Below are 17,510 nucleotides of genomic sequence, written 5' to 3' on the forward strand. Positions count from 1 at the left end.
GACGGATGATCGCACCTGTCATTCGACTCGCTGCAGTGACAATCCTGCTCTCGCTGCCGGTGGCCCCGGCCTCGGCAGAGCGAGAGGTGCTCAACGTCGTTTCCTGGGACGGGGCGTACGTCAAGAGCCAGATACTCGGCTTCATCCGCGCGTTCGAGGAACTCAGGGATGTCCGCGTCAACGTCATTGAATACAGTGGCGGTATCGACGAGGTCCGGCGCCAGGTGCGCTCCTGGAATGTGAGCTGGGACGTTGTCGACCTGGAGCTGTTCGATGCGATTCGCGCCTGTGACGAGGGGTTGCTGGAAACCATCGATCCCGACCTGCTCCCGGATGCCCCGGACGGCACGCCGGCCCGCAAAGACTTTATCAGCGTCAGCCTCATGCCCTGTGGTGTGGGTAACGTGGTCGGCTCCACGGTGGTGGCCTATAACCGGGAGGCGTCTGCCGCTGGGCCACAGAGCATTGCCGATTTTTTTGACCTCTCCGCCTTTCCCGGCAAGCGCGGCCTGCGACGAACACCCCAGGGCAACCTGGAGTGGGCGCTTGCCGCTGATGGCGTGCCCCGGGAAGCTATCTACGATGTGTTGTCTACGCCCAAGGGAGTCGACAGGGCGTTTGCCGTACTCAGCCGCATCAAGCCGTTCATTGAGTGGTGGCAGACGGGTCAGGAGGCCATCCGTCTTCTCGAGACCGGTAATGTTGCCATGACAGCGGTCTACAGCGGTCGTATCCACGACGCTGTTGCCCGCGGCGAGCCACTGAGTATCCTGTGGGACAGCCAGATCTGGTTCTACGATGTCTGGGGCATTCCCAGGCACGGCCGGCGCACGGAGCTCGCGCGCGACTTCATTCGCTTTGCCACGTCTACCGAGAGTCTTGCTGCCCAGGCGACGTACATACCCTACGGTCCGACGCGTGCCTCTTCCATGCTCCTGCTGGATACCGCGCTTCGCGAACAGCTGCCAACATCCGAAAAGCATCTGCGCTCGGCGATCGAACTCAATGCACAGTGGTGGTCGGATAATCTGGATGTGATCAGCCGCCGCTTTGAGCGCTGGCTGCAGCAGCCCGTCATGGTGCCGAAGGACCTGCCACGCTGACCAAGAACCTCACGACGGAGACGTTGATGGAAAAGACAAAGGCGTCCTGGCACGCCGAAGACATTAATGCCGTTATGGATGCACTGGATGCGCATCCGGAGGGGCTGTCCAGCGACGAGGCAAAGCGGCGTCTCGCCGAAACGGGCCCCAACAGTCTGCCCCAGCCCGCACGTCACGGTTTTATCGTGCGGTTTCTGCGCCATTTCCACAACCTGCTGATTTACGTGCTGCTGGCTTCCGCAGTCATCACGGCGCTGCTGGGACACTGGGTCGATACCGTGGTGATTCTCGCCGTCGTCGTTCTCAATGCCGTTATCGGCGTGATTCAGGAAGGCAAGGCGGAACGGGCGATGGATGCCATTCGCCACATGCTGGCGCCGAAGGCTGCGGTACTGCGCGATGGCAAGCGCACGACGGTGCCCGGTGATCAGCTGGTTCCGGGTGACATGGTTCTCCTCGACGCCGGCGACAAGGTCCCCGCGGACATGCGTCTGCACAGCTGTCGCGGCATGTCGATTCAGGAGGCGATTCTGACCGGCGAGTCCGTGCCCGTTGAGAAGACGACCGGGAGCGTTGCCGTCGACGCCCCACTCGGCGACCGCAGCGGCATGGCTTACAGCGGCACGCTGGTGACAACGGGAGCTGCACGGGGCGTGGTAGTGGCGACGGGTGCCGCCACGGAGATCGGCCACATCAGTACCATGATCGCAGGCGTTGAAACGCTCACAACCCCGCTGACGCGACAGATGGCCATCTTCTCGCGCTGGCTGACAGTGTTCATACTGACTCTCGCCGCAGTGATTCTGGCGTTTGGCTACCTGGTTCAGGGTCAGCCATTCGGCGACATCTTCACCGCGGTGGTGGGTCTGTCCGTGGCGGCCATTCCGGAGGGTCTGCCTGCGGTCCTTACCGTCACGCTCGCTATCGGCGTTCAGACGATGGCCAGGCGGCGGGCCATCGTCAGACGGCTGCCCGCTATCGAAACCCTCGGTTCGGTATCCGTTATCTGCAGTGACAAGACCGGCACGCTTACGCGCAACGAAATGATGGTGGCCACCGCCTGCATTGGAGATGCCGAACTCGCTGTCGAGGGCGAGGGCTATCGACCTGAGGGTGACATTCAGGTTCCCGGAGAGTCGCAACCGGAAGCGCTTAAGTCGCTCGCTCTGGTGGCGGCGCTGTGCAACGATGCCGCGCTGCACCATCGGGATGACGTCTGGACGGTGGAGGGCGACCCGATGGAGGGTGCGCTGCTGGCGTTCGCAGGCAAGGCTGGCGTGACAGCGAGCGTCACCAAGCAGGAGTGGGTGCGCAGCGATTCCATTCCTTTTGACACCCGGCATCGCTTCATGGCGACACTGGACCATGATCACGAGCATCATGTTCAGATTCACGTGAAGGGCGCGCCGGAGACACTTTACGATCGCTGTACTCACATGCGGGCTCTGGATGGCAGCACCCTGCCTTTCGATCGCGACCACTGGCACGGCAGGTCGGAGGCTCTCGCCTCGCGCGGGCAGCGCGTGCTGGCGCTGGCATCCCGCTCCCTCGAGGCCGGGACGACGTCGCTGGCGATGGACGACGTGGAGGATGGACTGGTTTTCGAGGGCCTGGTCGGGCTGATTGATCCGCCGCGGCCGGAGGCCATCAAGGCGGTGGCCGCGTGCCATCGCGCGAGCATCGATGTGAAGATGATCACCGGTGATCACGCAGGCACGGCCGCAGCCATCGGCGCGCAGATTGGCCTGCGGCATACGGATCGCGTATTGACCGGCGCCGAGATCGATGCGCTCGACGATAATGCGCTCGCCGATGCCGTGCGGGAAACCGATGTGTTTGCACGTACCAGTCCGGAGCACAAGCTGCGCCTGGTTACGGCACTGCAGCAGCTGGGCTACGTTGTTGCCATGACCGGCGACGGCGTCAACGATGCGCCGGCGCTCAAGCGTGCGGATGCCGGTATCGCCATGGGCCGCTCGGGAAGCGAGGCCGCCAAGGAGGCCTCGGAGCTGGTGCTTCTTGACGACAATTTTTCCACCATCGTGGGCGCGGTCGAGGCGGGTCGCACCGTGTATGACAACCTCAAGAAAATCATTGCCTTCCTGTTGCCGGTCAACGGTGGCGAATCGCTCAGTCTGCTGCTCGCCATTCTGCTGGGCCTGACCCTGCCGATCACGGCAGCGCAGATTCTCTGGGTCAACATGGTGAGCTCGGTCGCGCTGGCCATGGCACTGGCGTTCGAACCCACCGAACCGGATACGCTGTCCCGGCCGCCGCGTGAGCCCGGCGCGCCCATTCTTTCCCGCAGCCTCGTACTGCGCATCGGTCTTGTTTCCCTGATGTTCTGCAGTGGCGTTTTCGGGATTTTCTGGTGGGCCACGGGGCAGGGTCTGGACGAGGCGACAGCGCGCACGATGGCCGTCAACACGCTAGTGGTCATGGAGATCTTCTATCTGTTCAGCGTGCGCTACAGCTATGGCACCTCTCTCAGCCTGACCGGGGTCAAGGGTACGCCCGCCGTATGGACGGCGCTCGTGATCGTTACCGGGCTGCAGCTGGCATTCACCTATCTGCCGTGGCTCGCCGTCTGGTTCGATGCCAGGGCCCTGAACGTGGCGCAGGGTGCACAGGTGCTGGCGGTCGGCGTGCTCATGCTGCTGGTCATGGAATCGGGAAAGTGGCTGCAGCGACGATATGCCCTGGGCGGGAGAGGCGTATGAAATTATGAGGCGGCTGTCGCTGCTGGGTATTTTTCTCTTCCTGGGCGCCGCGGCGGCGGTCTATGTGTTTCGCGCCGAGCTGGGGATGGCGGTGTATGCCCGCGCCGTCGAGCGTGGCGTCAGTGAAACGTCAGCGTCGCTGCCTGATGGATTGCATGTTTTCCTGTGTGGCACCGGTTCACCCATGCCCGACGACAGGCGCGCCGGGCCCTGTGTCGGCATTCTGGCAGGGCAGCGTGCATTTGTCGTTGACGCGGGTTCCGGCGGGCCACGCAAGCTTGCACGCATGGGGTTTCCTGTCGGCGCTCTTGAAGGGGTTCTGCTAAGCCATCTGCATTCGGATCACATCGACGCCCTCGGTGAGTTGATCATGCTGGACTGGGTGGGCGGCAATGGGCGCAGAGCTCCACTGTCGGTGACAGGGCCGCGTGGCACGCGGGAAGTCGTCGCAGGCTTCAATGCTGCCTATCACATCGACAGCGGTTACCGTATCGGACACCATGGCGAGGCCGTGGCGCCTCCCGACGGCGTCGGTGGGCTCGCGCGCGAACTTGCCATGCCCGAGCATCGTGACACTCTGACGCTTCTGGATGACGGTGATCTGCGGATTACCGCAATTCGCGTCGATCATGCCCCGGTCGACCCGGCATTCGGCTACCGTTTCGATTACCGCGGTCGCTCGGTCGCCCTCAGCGGTGATACGGTTTTCCAGCGGGCATTCGTTGATGCCGCTTCCGGTGTCGATCTCATGCTGCATGAGGCGCTGCAGCCCGCGATGCTCAATCTCATGCGCGCTGCGATGCGCCGTCACGGCCGTGACAATACTGCAAGGATCCTTACCGATATACTCGATTATCACGCCACACCCGATGACGCCGCCAGGGCAGCGCGCGAAGCGGGCGCGGCTGCGCTGGTCCTGTACCATACGGTGCCACCGCTTCCGCTCGATGCCTTCAATGCGGCGTTTCTCGGCGATGCGGCGCAGGCCTTCGACGGCCCCCTGCGTATCGGTCGCGACGGTGAACGGATCAGTCTGCCTGTCGGCGGCAGGGCAATCGTCAACAAGACACTTTTCTGACAATGCAGCCTGGGGAGAACGCGGAATGAAGATACAGGAAGTCTGGGTGGACCGCGGTGATTTCCGCAGGACCCGGGTAATTGACGCTACCCTGCCGGAACCCGCGGAAGGCGAGATTCTGGTCGCCATCGAATCCTTCGCGCTGACGGCGAATAATGTCAGCTATGCCTTGTCCGGCGACATGATCGGTTACTGGGGCTATTTCCCGGCGCAGGAACACTGGGGCAAGGTACCGGCTTGGGGTTACGCCCGTGTTCTGTCGTCCCGCTGCGACGCAATTGCAGAAGGTGAGCGCCTGTGGGGATTCTTCCCCATGTCCAGCCACGTTCTGCTACAGCCTGGCCATGTCAGTGCGCACGGGATGGTGGATGTCGCCGGGCACAGGAAGGCCCTGCCCGCGCTCTATAACGGGTACACGCGTACGGTCGCCGACCCGCCCATGCTGGCGGATCTGCACCACGAGCGCAGCCTGCTGTTCCCGCTGTTCGCGACTTCCTACCTGCTTTACGATTATCTGCGGGACAATGATTTTTTTGCCGCTACCCAGATCATCATTGGCTCAGCGTCCTCGAAAACCGCTCTGGGTCTGGCGCGTCTGCTTTATACGGACAGCGACAGTGATGTCTCGGTGTGCGGGCTGACATCCGCGTCGAACGTGGACTTTGTCACCGGTCTCAATGCGGCTCATTCCGTGCTCAGCTACGGGGACGTGAACCGCATCGCCGCCGAGACACCGGCTGTATTCGTTGATATGGCGGGAGACAGGACGCTGACGGCTGCCGTTCATAACCGCATGCGCGATCAACTGCGACAGAGCATCAAGGTGGGTGCAACGCACTGGGAAGCGGCAGGGGGAAATGACGAAGCCCTGCCCGGGCCAGAGCCCGCGTTTTTCTTTGCGCCCGCGCAGATAGCCCGCCGCGATGCGCAGTGGGGGCAGGGTGTGGTGATGCAGCGGGCGCTGGCGGCCAGCGCGGACCTTGCCCGGGCGATGCGCGGACAGATACAGATCGAGGAAAGCCGGGGTCCCGACGCGGTTATCAATACCTGGAACGCCCTGCTGGACAATCGCCTGCCGCCGACCCGGGGGGTGATACTTTCGCTGTAGCACGGCTTGCGCCGGTGAGCGCTGCCGCGATCAGGCGCTCAGGGCGAGTCGGAGACCTGCACCGGAATCCAGCGATCAATAATGTAATCCAGGGTGCCATTTGCCCGCATCAGGTTGAGTGCCTGGTTCAGGTCCCGAAGCAGCGCGGGATTGTCAGGCGCAACCGCCCAGGCGAGGTGCTCCTCGGTGAGCGGTCTGTACAGACTGATGAGGTCGGTCTGCATCTCCGATGCCGCCAGACTCCAGCTGGTTGCGGCATCATCAATGAACAGATCTATCTCGCGATCGCGCAGTGCGGCGAAGGCCGCCTCACTATTCGTGTAGTGACTGATGTCCGCATCAGGCAGATCCTGTTCTGCGAATGCTGATCCGGCACTTCCAGGCCGAACGCCAATTCGCACGTCCTCCCGATACACCGCCCAGGGCTGCCCGAAACCGGTCACGGCCGTATCGTGCAGTATCGCCATCTGCCCCGCCCGGAGGTATGGCCGGGCAAACATGAGATCGCTGTTTTCCGCGTCCTCGATCACCAGCCCGGACATGATCACGTCGATGTCGCCGGCGAGCAGTGCCTGGCGCAGACGATCTGCCGGCAGCGGCACGATTTCGAGTCGCCGCGAGAGGATTTCCGCAACGGTTCTGGCACTGTCCGGATCGACACCGACCAGGCGTCCTTCGCTGTAATAGTGCAGCGGCGGGACGCCCGGCGTCATACCCACGCGCAGTACGGACTGTGCAGACAGGGGCGAGACCAGTGCGAGGCAGGCCATGGCCAGGGCGATGGCAAGGGTTCTGGCAAGGACAGGGTGGGACCATTGCCATCCTGGAATCACGTGAACACGCATGACAGAAGCTACATGCCGCCGAAGGCGGATACCCCGGCCACGTAGATGTGCAGGTAGCTCGCGAAGACGAACCAGAGGATAGCACCGCCAATGACCGTGGCCACTGTCCCCGGCATGCGCCCTGCAGGATAGACGGTACCGAGAGCACGGTCCTTCTTCTTCAGGCGGATATAGAGCACAACCGCCCAGGCCAGGAAGGCGCCAAAAAAGATGATGTCACCAAGGCGGCCATTGGCCAGCAGGTGGGCGAACGCCCAGATTTTCACAGCCATCAGCATGGGGTGACCCAGCCGGGCCTTCAGGTGGTTCGCCGGCACGTAAGCGGCGACCAGCAGAATAAAAGAAGGCAGCATGAGCAGCGCTACCAGATGCCTCAGCCCGACGGGCGGGTTCCACAGCGGAACGGCGGTGGTACGCATCTCACCATAGCCCACGATGGCCAGCCAGAGACCGGCAATGGAAATCAGCGCGTACACGATCTTGAAGGGAATGGCGCCGCGCTGCGCTACTTGCCGGTCTCGCCATGCCGGCGCAAAGATATTCAGGGAGTGCGTGCCGAGAAATATCAGCAGTCCGATAATCATCAGGGTCATGGGAGGTCTCCGACCGATCGCGCCGCCAGGGCGCAGGTGGTGTCAAAGTAGAGCGCGGTCAGTCTAGCGTATCCTGGGGGGAAAGTGGCAATGCAGATCATGCTGCCCGCCGCATTTTCGCCGCCAGCAGTATGATCAGCGCCAGCGCGACCTCAACCGCGATCAGGGGGCCGGCGAAGGTCGCGTCATGAAGCAGCCATGCCAGTGTGCGCATGATGGCAGCAAGGCCGAAAAAAATCGCCGCCGCATGCAGCCAGCTGTCGCGCCCCGTCTGCAGACCCAGCATGAGCATCGCCGCGATGCCGAAGAAGAAGGCGCTGATGTCACCGATCTGGGTGCTGCGCGCGAGACCTTCCAGCAGCGGCATGCCCAGTGACGCGGCGGCAGCCTCGGGCTCGACGACCCAGCGCAGGCCCAGGAACAGGGTGACGGCGGCAAGAAGCCACAGAATGAGACGGGCGGTACGTGCGATCATCGCGGATTCCTCTCTGGAAAAAACCACGACTTTAGCAGCCTGTGCGGGCAATGCTACTATCCTGCAGGTCCTTCGACAGAGAGTGGCAATGAAAACGGACACAATCGATTTCACGGTGGATCACCTGGCCGAGACCCACGAGGTTCTTAATCAGTCGCGTCCGTTGGTGGACTACAACAGCTACCTCGGGGACAGCGCGCTCCGGGAGGGCGTGGTGCGCTACGGTGCCGCCTGGGCGGTTGATGCGCTCACGGATCACGGTGATCGCTGTGGCAGTGCCGAGGTTATCCACTGGGGTTTTCTTGCCAACGAGAACCGGCCGCAATTCCACAGTCACGACCGCCAGGGGTATCGGGTGGATGAAGTGCGCTACCACGACGCCTACCACAGACTGATGCATCTGGGTCTGCAGTCGGGTCTGCATAGCGATCCCTGGACGCGTCCCGGCGAGGGTGCGCACGTGGCGCGTGCCGCTCGCTACTATCTGCAGGCCCAGGTGGAGTCAGGGCACGGCTGTCCGCTGACCATGACCTTTGCCGCCGTACCCACGCTGCGACTGACGCCGCAAATCGCCGACACCTGGCTGGCAGGGGTGCTGGCCTGCGATTACCAGCCCGACAATATCCCCTATTCGCAGAAATCGGCGCTCACCATCGGGATGGGCATGACTGAGAAGCAGGGCGGCTCCGATGTCCGCGCCAATACCACCCGGGCCAGGGCGCTGGGCAGTGGTGGCCCCGGCGGCGATTACGAACTGGTCGGCCACAAGTGGTTCACATCGGCCCCGATGTGCGATGCCTTTCTTGTGCTGGCCCAGGCGGAGGGTGGACTCAGCTGCTTTCTTGTGCCGCGCTGGCGGCCGGACGGCAGCAAGAATCCAATGCAGGTGCAGCGCCTGAAAAACAAGATGGGCAACGTCGCCAATGCCTCTTCGGAAATCGAGTTGCGCGGCGCCCTGGGCTGGATGGTCGGCGACGAGGGTCGCGGCGTGCCGGCGATCATTGAAATGGTGGCGATGACGCGCTTTGACTGCATGATTGGCTCTGCGGCGGGTCAGAGGCAGGCCGTCGCCCAGGCGGTCAACCACGCGGCGGGCCGCGAGGCCTTTGGCCGACGACTGCTGGATCAGCCGCTCATGCGTAATGTGCTGGCGGATCTGCAGCTTGAGGTTGAGGGCTCGCTCGCGCTGATGCTGCGCATGGGCGCTGCTCTCGACAGCAGCCTGTCCGCCGCTGGCAATGAGCACGACAGGCTGTTACTGCGCCTCGGGCTGCCTACCGGCAAGTACTGGATCTGCAAGCGCACGCCGACGGTGACCTACGAGGCCATGGAGTGTCTCGGCGGCAACGGGGTGATCGAGGACTTCATTCTCGCGAGGCTATACCGGGACGCGCCGATCAATGCGATCTGGGAGGGCTCGGGTAACGTGCAGGCGCTGGACATGCTGCGCGCCCTCGCGCGCAGCCCCGATGTCCTGGACGCCTGGTATGCCGAGATCGATGCTGCCCGCGGACAGCATGTGCTGCTGGATTCCGCGGTTGAGCGGCTGAAATCGGCGCTGCGCGACACGGACGCCCTCGAATACCGCGCGCGCTCCCTTGTGGATCAGCTGGCGTTGACGATGCAGTCTGCGCTGCTGCTGCAGACGTCAACGCCGGACATTGCCGACGCGTTCATCCGCTCCCGGCTGGATTCCCGTGGCGACCGCAACTTCGGCACGCTGCCCTGCAATTCCGCCGTGGATACGCTGCTGCGACGCGCGGACCCGCACATTGCTGACTGACGCGCGCCTCTTTCCCCATCAACCTGCCCACGGTGTTTCTGCCCATGCCCGTTATTGACACGCTCCTGCCCGGCCGTAAGTTCCTGTTTCTTCTACTCTTCATGCTGGCATTGTCGTTCCACGCGCTGGCCGGGGACACAGGCAACCCGTGGGATGTCAATCGTCCCGCGTTTTCCGTTCCCGCCGACTCCGCGAGTATTGACGTCGACGAGGGCACCTGGATGAGTGTCGACATGGCGCCGGACGGCGAGCATATCGTGTTTGATCTGCTGGGTGATCTTTACGAAATGCCCGCCACCGGTGGCGAAGCCCGGCCCCTGACCTCGGGGCATGCCTGGGACATGCAGCCCCGCTACAGCCCTGATGGCCGCTACATTGCCTTTACCTCTGACCGCAGCGGCGGTGACAACATCTGGACCCTGGACCGTGACAGCGGCGACCTGCACCAGGTGACCCACGAATCCTTCCGTCTGCTGAACAACCCCAGCTGGAGCCCGGACGGCGACTACATTGCCGCGCGCAAGCATTTCACAACTTCACGCTCGCTCGGTACCGGCGAGATCTGGCTGTATCACGCGCACGGCGACGCCGCGAACACGGGCCAGCGCGTTGTGGAACGGCCCTCGCCCGCATTTCAGAAAGAACAGGGCGAACCCGCATTCAGCGCTGACGGAAGCGGTATCTATTTTTCCCTCAACGTAACCCCGGGAAACACCTTCGTTTACCACGAGGACAGTAATACCGAGCTGTTCCAGATACGTCGGGTGGATCTGCACAGCGGGGAGGTGAGCACGGTAGCGGGTGGTCATGGCGGGGCCGTCCGGGCGACGCCGTCGCCGGATGGCCGCCAGCTGGCCTACGTCAAGCGCGTGCGCGCCGCGTCCAGACTCTTTGTCAAAGACCTCGAGTCGGGCCGCGAACGCATGCTGTTCGACGAGCTGGACCAGGACATGCAGGAAACCTGGGCAGTGCATGGACTCTATCCCGGCATGGCCTGGACGCCTGACAGCCGCGAGCTGGTTTTCTGGGCGAAGGGCAGGATATGGCGGCTTGCCGTAGAAAGTGGCGAGGTCTCCGAAATACCCTTTCGCGTGCGTGACAGCCGATCCGTGTATCCCGCGGTACGCTTTCCCGTAGCGGTGGCGCCGGACACCTTCAGAACAAAAATGGTTCGCTTCGCGCAGCGCTCTCCCGACGGCAGTGCCGTGGTGTTCGAGTCGCTGGGACAGCTTTACATCAAGCGGGCAGACGCGGCACCAGTGCCGCTGACGTCGGCGCAGAAAGGGTTTGACGGCTGGCCCGTCTGGTCTGCTGACAGCCGCGATGTCTACTTTCTGCGCTGGCGTGATGACGAACTGAGCCGCGTACACCGTGTTTCGGCGCGGGGCGGAGAGGCCACAGCGCTGGAGCATGCCAGGGGGCAGTACGTCGAGCTGGCGCCGGGCATTGAGGGGGATGGCCTGCTGCTGCGCAAACTGGACGGCAGCCAGCTGCTCAACCCGGCCTGGTCGACGAAGCCCGGCCTTTACCGTCTCAATGTGAGCACGGGCGAGCTGCGTTTCGTCAGCGACCGGGGCCGGCACCCGCACGCGGGCCCGGAGGGACGCATCTATGCCCAGGAGCGTGCGGAAAGTGCCCAGGGGCGCGGCAGCAGCACGGCCGCTACCACACTGATCTCGATGACCCCTGACGGTCACGACATTCGCGTGGTGGCAGAGAGCGAGCTGGCAAGCACCATCCGGCTGTCGCCAACGGGCCAGCACGTGGCTTTCGAGGAGGGTCAGCACATGTATGTTGCAGCGCGCTCACCCAGCGGCGGCACCCTGGTGCTGTCTCCCGAGCGGGCCGCGTTTCCCACGGTGCGCGTCAGCAGCGTCGGCGGCGCCTACCTGCACTGGAACAGGGATGGCAGTACGCTGAGCTGGAGCACCGGGCCGGAATTGCGCACCGTGCGGGTTGACGATGTCATGCAGTCTGGAACAACGCCGCTTCCACGGCGCACGGATCTGTCCCTGGCCGTGGACGCCGCGAGGCCCGATGGCCGCCTGGCGCTGGTGAATGCCCGGGTAATCACCATGGACGCCAATCGGCGGGTGATCGACAAGGGCAGGGTGCTGATCGAGAACAATCGCATTGTCGAGGTCGGAGACGCCAGTCTGCCCATCCCCGAGGATTACCGGCAGCTGGATCTTGACGGCAAGACCGTCATGCCGGGACTGGTGGATATTCACGCTCATGGTCCTTTCGGTCGACAGGATGTGATTCCGCAGCAGAACTGGAACCTGCTGGCGCATCTGGCCCTGGGCGTTACCACGCTGCATAATCCGTCCAGCACCGCTACCGAGGTATTTGCCGCAGCCGAGTACGCGAAAGCGGGAAAAATTCTCGCGCCGCGTATCTTTTCCACCGCCGAAATCGTCTACGGGGCGAAGAGCACCCGCTACGCGCCGATAGACACACTGGATGATGCCCTGGCCCATGTTCGCCGGCTCAAGGCGCAGGGCGCGATCTCCGTGAAAAACTACAATCAGCCTCGTCGCGACCAGCGACAGCTGGTGATAGAGGCGGCGCGGCGCGAGGGGCTCATGCCGGTTGCCGAGGGCGGCGCGCTGTATCAGATGGACATGAACCTGATCGGCGACGGCATTACGGGCATAGAGCACAATGTCCCGCTGATGCGCATGTACGATGATGTCACGCAGTACTGGCGCCAGAGTGACGCCGGTTACACGCTGACACTGGTGGTAACCTTCGGCGGCCTGACCTCTGAAGACTACTATTACCAGGATACGGAGGTATGGAAGCATCCCATCCTGTCGAATTTCGTGCCACCGGCGGTGCTGCAGCCGCGATCCGTACGGCGGCCGATGGCACCGGAAGCCGACTATCGCGATGATGACGTGGCGGCGGCGGCCAAGGTGCTGCTGGACAACGGTGTGACGATCAACACCGGTGGTCATGGGCAACGCGAGGGGCTGGCAACCCACTGGGAGATGTGGAGCCTGGAACGCGGCGGTTTCAGCGCCATGGAGGCGCTTGCTGCCGCAACCATCAACCCGGCTACCTACCTCGGCATGGCGCGGGACATTGGCTCCATCGAGGCTGAAAAACTGGCTGATCTGCTGATTCTTGATGCCGACCCGCTGCAGAATATCCGTCATACGGATCGCATTTCCCGGGTGATCCTCAATGGACGTGTATACCGGGCGCAGGACCTGGCAGAGGAGGTCACGGGCGAGGCTGCCCTTGCTCCGATGCACTGGCAGGGTAAGCCCGAATCGGACATACGTTAACCCACCAGGAGAAGAACCATGGCTTTTACTGCACTCGTTACATTGCTGCTGCTGATGCAGTATCTGACTTTCTCAATGCTGGTGGGCAGGGAACGCCTGCGGCACGATATCCGTGCGCCGGCGGTCACCGGACACGAGAGTTTCGAACGCGCCTATCGCGTACAGATGAACACGCTGGAGCAGCTCGTGGTAGTGGTTCCCGCCATGTGGATTGTCGCCGGGTTCTTTTTCCTGCCGATTGCCGCGCCCTTGCTGGGACTTGCCTTCTTCGCCGGTCGGGTGCTTTACCGCAATGCCTATATTCGCGATCCGCAGAGCCGTACGATGGGCATGGCGATTGGCATGCTGTCGATGCTGGGTCTGCTGGTTCTGGCGCTGTGGGGCACGATTGCGCAGCTGTAGCAGGACTTGAACGGTATCGGACCGCAGCTCGAGCCTGCAGGGTTACAGACTGGCGGTGGTGCACAAAACGCGCTAAGGTTTTGCACTTGCACGAAAGTGCTGCCATGGGTTGCAGCGGGGTCAGCGTGCCCGGTTCACGTCGCGATTCTGTTTCTCTTGCGGCATCCGGTAACGGGTACCGCTGAATTACGACCAAGCAGAAAAGGGAGGATTTCGGCGCGACTGGCGCCGCGGTGCCACTTGTGGTGCCCGCGATGCGTCAACGGCCACTGTCATGCTTCTTGCCACTGATCTCGACGGAACGTTTCTTGGCGGCAGCCAGATGGCGCGCCTCAGGCTGTACCAGCTGGTTGCTTCGCACCCCGATATCGACCTGGTGTTTGTGACCGGTCGTGGGCTTGAGCACGTACTGCCGCTGCTGGCTGACCCCACCATCCCCCAGCCCGATTACATCATCGCCGATGTGGGCGCGACAGTCGTACACGGCGGCACCCAGCAACCGGTCTTTCAGATCCAGGATGATATCGAGCAGATATGGCCGGGCGACCGCGTCGTCGCGGAAGCGCTCGCGCACCTTCCCCACCTGCAGCGACAGGAAGTCCCCCAGGAGCGTCGATGCTCGTATTTCTGCGAGGAACACCACATCGACGATGAGGTACGACGCATTGTCGACCGTCTTGACTGCGATCTGCTGTTCTCTGCCGGCAAGTATTTCGATGTCCTGCCGCGGGGCGTCAACAAGGGACATACACTCACGCGCCTGGTTGACCATCTCGGCCTTGACAGGGAGGACGTCCTGGTCGCCGGCGATACACTGAATGATCTATCCATGTACGAGACAGGCTTCAAGGGCGTGTGTGTCGGCGATTCCGAAGCCGGGCTGCTGGCGTCCACCGCGGATCTCGCGCGGGTCTATCATGCCAGGGCGCCGGGAGCGGGCGGCATTGTCGAAGCCTTCGAGTATTTTGGTTTTCTCGGTAGCAGTGGTATTGAAGCCGAGCTGATCCCGGTGACCGAGCGTGGCAAGTCCGACCTGGTGATCGTGTATCACCGCCTGCCTTACGAAGAGTTTATCGAAGACGGTGAGCGCAAGCGACGTCGTCCGCGGTCGCCCAACGGGATCATTCCCACTCTGCTGAGCTTCTTTGCCGACGGGAAGCCCGGCTCCTGGGTTGCGTGGGCAATCGATGATCCGGCGGTGGGCGAGTTCGAGGTTCACACCGAGGTGGACGTCAATCATTACCCCAGTCTGGTAGCAGCGCGTGTCGCGCTGACCGAGGACGATGTCGATATTTTCTACAAGCGCTTCTCGAAAGAGGCGTTCTGGCCAACGCTGCACACGTTCTGGGAGCGCGCCATCTTCCACGAGGAGCACTGGGGTGTTTTCCTGGACGTCAATCGCCGCTTCGCGGAGCGCGCGGCGGGTGAGGCGGCGGCCAATGCCGTGGTGTGGATTCACGATTACAATCTGTGGATGGTGCCGGCGTTTCTCCGCGAAATACGCCCGGATGTGACGATTGCCTTTTTTCATCATACCTATTTCCCCTCTGCAGACGTTTTCAACGTGCTGCCCTGGCGTCGGCAGATCGTCGGCAGCCTGCTGCAGTGCAACTACATCGGGTTTCATATACCCCGGCAGGCCGAGAACTTTGTCGATGTCGCACGCGGCGTCATGCCGGTCGAAATTCGCCAGCGCGTCAACTGTGCGCCGCGATTCTTTACCTACGGCTGTGCCGTGGGCCTTGAGGAAATGACAACCGAGATCGAGGTTGCCGGGCGAGCCATCGGCCTTGGCGCCCACCCTGTCGGGCTGGATATCGGACGGGTCGAACGGGCTCTGGATGATCCCGCGCAGAAGCAGCGTATTGCGGAGTTGCGTGATGAGCTCTCAGGAGTCCGCATGCTGCTGTCGGTCGAGCGGCTGGACTTCACCAAAGGCATTCTGGAAAAACTGCATGCCTACGAGCGCCTGCTGGAAGAGAATCCGGAGCTGCAGGAAAAAGTCACGCTGGTCACGATCTGTGTGCCCGCGGCCAGCGGCATGAAGATCTACGATGAACTGCAGCTGCAGATTGAACAGACGGTGGGCCACATCAACGGCCGCTATGCGCGCATCGGCTGGACGCCGGTGCAGTTCTTCTTCCGTGCGGTGCCCTTTGAGCACCTGGTAGCCTATTACGCGGCAGCGGACGTCATGTGGATAACGCCTCTGCGCGACGGCCTCAACCTCGTCGCCAAGGAATTTGTCGCTACCCAGGGACTGACGCAGGGCTGCGGCGTTTTGGTGCTGTCCGAGTTTGCGGGCGCGGCAGCAGAGCTGCGTGGCGCCATACTGACCAATCCGCACGACCCTCATGAGATGGTGTCCACCTGCTACTTCGCACTGAACCTCAGCCGCGATGAGGCGCGTCATCGCCTGGCCGAGGCATTCGATTCGGTGCGCCACTACGATATTGCCCTGTGGGGCGAGGAATTCATGGCGGCGGTGCGCGAGCATGCGACCCTGCCTGAGGCCGACACGTCAGCAGGCGAATGAGTCTGCAGTATCCCGCGCGCGAACGACACAGGAGTGGACGATGGCATTGCGTAATGCCGTACAGCTGATCTGTTATCCCGACCGGCTCGGCAATAACCTGCATGACCTGAGAACGGTTATCAACCGACATTTCTCCAACGCCATTGGCGGTCTGCACATTCTGCCGTTCTATCCGTCAAATGCGGATGCCGGATTTTCTCCGCTGACGCACAAGGAAGTCGATCCGCGCTATGGCGACTGGGGCGACGTCGAGGCACTGGCCGCCGATTTCGATCTCTGCGCTGACCTTACCATCAACCACATTTCCGATGCCTCCGAGGAGTTCAGGGATTTCGTCCGTCATGGCTTCCGGTCGCGTTACGCCGATCTTTTTATCGACGTCGACAAGTTTGGCGAGATCACGCCGGATGACCTGGCGAAGATACACATACGCAAGGAGAAGGAGCCGTTCCGGGATGTCACTTTCGAGAACGGGGAAAAAGCGCGGGTGTGGTGCACCTTCACCGAGCACCAGATAGACCTGAACTACGACGCGCCGCTGGCCTTTGAGCTCATGGAGGACTATATCGCCTTCCTTGCCGGCAAGGGCATCAAGCTGTTGCGCCTGGATGCCTTTGGCTACACGACAAAGCGTATCGGCACCAGCTGCTTTCTTGTCGAACCCGACGTTTACCGGCTGCTGGAGTGGGTGAATGACGTCGCGCGTCGCCATGGTGCGGAGTGCCTGCCCGAGGTGCACGATAACACCAGTTATCAGTACGCACTGAGTCGGCGTGACATGCGCCCCTATGGCTTTGCACTGCCGCCACTCCTGCTTTACACGCTGCTGGATGCCAACAGCAACTATCTGAAAAACTGGCTGCGCATGTGTCCCCGCAACATGATGACCGTGCTCGATACCCATGACGGCATCTGTATACCGGATGTCGAAGGTGTGCTGCCCGAGGACAAGATAAAGGTTCTCATCAACAACATTGATGCGCGCAGCGCCGATCCCATACTGCGCAAGTCCGCGGCCAACATCCACAGCGTCGGCGCCATTTATCAGCTGACCTGCACCTTCTATGACGCGCTCATGCAGAGTGACGACGCCTATATCGCCGCGAGGGCCATACAGTTTTTCACGCCGGGAATTCCCCAGGTGTACTACGTCGGTCTGCTGGCGGGCTGCAATGATGAAGAGCTAATGCAGAGCACGGGCGAGTTGCGCGACATCAATCGCGCGTATTTCTCGCTGGAGGACGTGGATCAGGCGGTGCAGAAACCCGTGGTGAAACGCCTCCTCAGGCTGATGCGCTTCCGCTCCCACTACCCGGCGTTCAACGGACGTTTCGAGCTGCAGTACTCCAATGATTCAAGTGTGGCCATGGGCTGGCGTCACGGTGAGCATTATTGCGCGGTTTTTGTGGATCTCAATTTCAAGACCAGCACCATTACCTATCTTGATGAAGCCACGCTGGAGGAGCAGACCTTCCGTGCCTAGACATTATGTAGTGACCTACCCGTCCTCAAATATCGTGGGTTAAGCTGAGGACGGTGATCCAAGCTCAGAGCCAAAAGTGAGGAGGGTAGGC

The 17,510-nt window shown here is 62.2% G+C and carries 12 protein-coding genes; 9 read left to right on the plus strand and 3 right to left on the minus strand.

Features of this window, described 5'->3' with window-relative positions:
* Nucleotides 1-5 precede the first annotated feature (5 nt).
* Genes EV688_RS16485 through EV688_RS16500 form a run of 4 tightly spaced genes read left to right on the plus strand, consistent with a single transcriptional unit; the run spans nt 6 to nt 6,009 of the window.
* Nucleotides 6-1,103 carry an ABC transporter substrate-binding protein gene (locus EV688_RS16485; protein WP_117319616.1) on the plus strand — a complete coding sequence of 366 codons (1,098 nt, stop codon included), beginning with the start codon at nt 6-8 and terminating at the stop codon, nt 1,101-1,103.
* Between the two features lie 26 nt (nt 1,104-1,129).
* Nucleotides 1,130-3,823: a cation-translocating P-type ATPase gene (locus EV688_RS16490; RefSeq protein WP_117319617.1), complete on the plus strand. Its 2,694-nt coding sequence runs from the start codon at nt 1,130-1,132 to the stop codon at nt 3,821-3,823.
* Between the two features lie 4 nt (nt 3,824-3,827).
* The gene (locus EV688_RS16495; protein ID WP_117319626.1) at nt 3,828-4,901 is read left to right on the plus strand and encodes an MBL fold metallo-hydrolase; all 1,074 of its coding nucleotides are present in this window, start codon (nt 3,828-3,830) and stop codon (nt 4,899-4,901) included.
* A 25-nt stretch (nt 4,902-4,926) separates the two neighbouring features.
* The gene (locus tag EV688_RS16500; RefSeq protein WP_162884010.1) at nt 4,927-6,009 is read left to right on the plus strand and encodes a DUF2855 family protein; all 1,083 of its coding nucleotides are present in this window, start codon (nt 4,927-4,929) and stop codon (nt 6,007-6,009) included.
* Nucleotides 6,010-6,047: 38 nt separating this feature from the next.
* Here the strand turns inward: EV688_RS16500 and EV688_RS16505 are convergent, their stop codons facing one another.
* The 3 genes from EV688_RS16505 to EV688_RS16515 form a co-directional block, all read right to left on the minus strand.
* The gene (locus EV688_RS16505; protein ID WP_117319619.1) at nt 6,048-6,854 is read right to left on the minus strand and encodes a transporter substrate-binding domain-containing protein; all 807 of its coding nucleotides are present in this window, start codon (nt 6,852-6,854) and stop codon (nt 6,048-6,050) included.
* Between the two features lie 8 nt (nt 6,855-6,862).
* A complete protein-coding gene (locus EV688_RS16510) occupies nt 6,863-7,447 on the minus strand; it encodes an NnrU family protein (RefSeq protein ID WP_117319620.1) in 585 nt (194 codons plus the stop codon).
* Between the two features lie 97 nt (nt 7,448-7,544).
* Nucleotides 7,545-7,922 (minus strand): hypothetical protein, encoded by a 378-nt coding sequence (locus EV688_RS16515; protein WP_117319621.1) that lies wholly within the window; start codon nt 7,920-7,922, stop codon nt 7,545-7,547.
* 88 nt (nt 7,923-8,010) lie between these two features.
* On the opposite strand from EV688_RS16515, the gene EV688_RS16520 reads away from it, so the two are divergent.
* The 5 genes from EV688_RS16520 (at nt 8,011) to gtfA (ending at nt 17,419) form a co-directional block, all read left to right on the plus strand.
* A complete protein-coding gene (locus EV688_RS16520; RefSeq protein ID WP_117319622.1) occupies nt 8,011-9,705 on the plus strand; it encodes an acyl-CoA dehydrogenase family protein in 1,695 nt (564 codons plus the stop codon).
* Nucleotides 9,706-9,749: 44 nt separating this feature from the next.
* Nucleotides 9,750-12,998 carry an amidohydrolase family protein gene (locus EV688_RS16525; RefSeq protein WP_117319627.1) on the plus strand — a complete coding sequence of 1,083 codons (3,249 nt, stop codon included), beginning with the start codon at nt 9,750-9,752 and terminating at the stop codon, nt 12,996-12,998.
* 18 nt (nt 12,999-13,016) lie between these two features.
* Nucleotides 13,017-13,400 carry an MAPEG family protein gene (locus EV688_RS16530; protein ID WP_117319623.1) on the plus strand — a complete coding sequence of 128 codons (384 nt, stop codon included), beginning with the start codon at nt 13,017-13,019 and terminating at the stop codon, nt 13,398-13,400.
* Between the two features lie 274 nt (nt 13,401-13,674).
* Complete coding sequence (gene ggpS, locus EV688_RS16535; RefSeq protein ID WP_117319624.1) at nt 13,675-15,936, plus strand: glucosylglycerol-phosphate synthase; 2,262 nt, start codon at nt 13,675-13,677, stop codon at nt 15,934-15,936.
* 40 nt (nt 15,937-15,976) lie between these two features.
* Entirely contained in the window at nt 15,977-17,419 is a 1,443-nt protein-coding gene (gene gtfA / locus EV688_RS16540) for a sucrose phosphorylase (protein ID WP_117319625.1), read from the plus strand.
* The last annotated feature ends 91 nt before the right edge of the window (nt 17,420-17,510 follow it).

It is taken from the genome of Chromatocurvus halotolerans, from assembly GCF_004340525.1.
GTDB classification, from domain to species: Bacteria; Pseudomonadota; Gammaproteobacteria; order Pseudomonadales; family Halieaceae; genus Chromatocurvus; species Chromatocurvus halotolerans.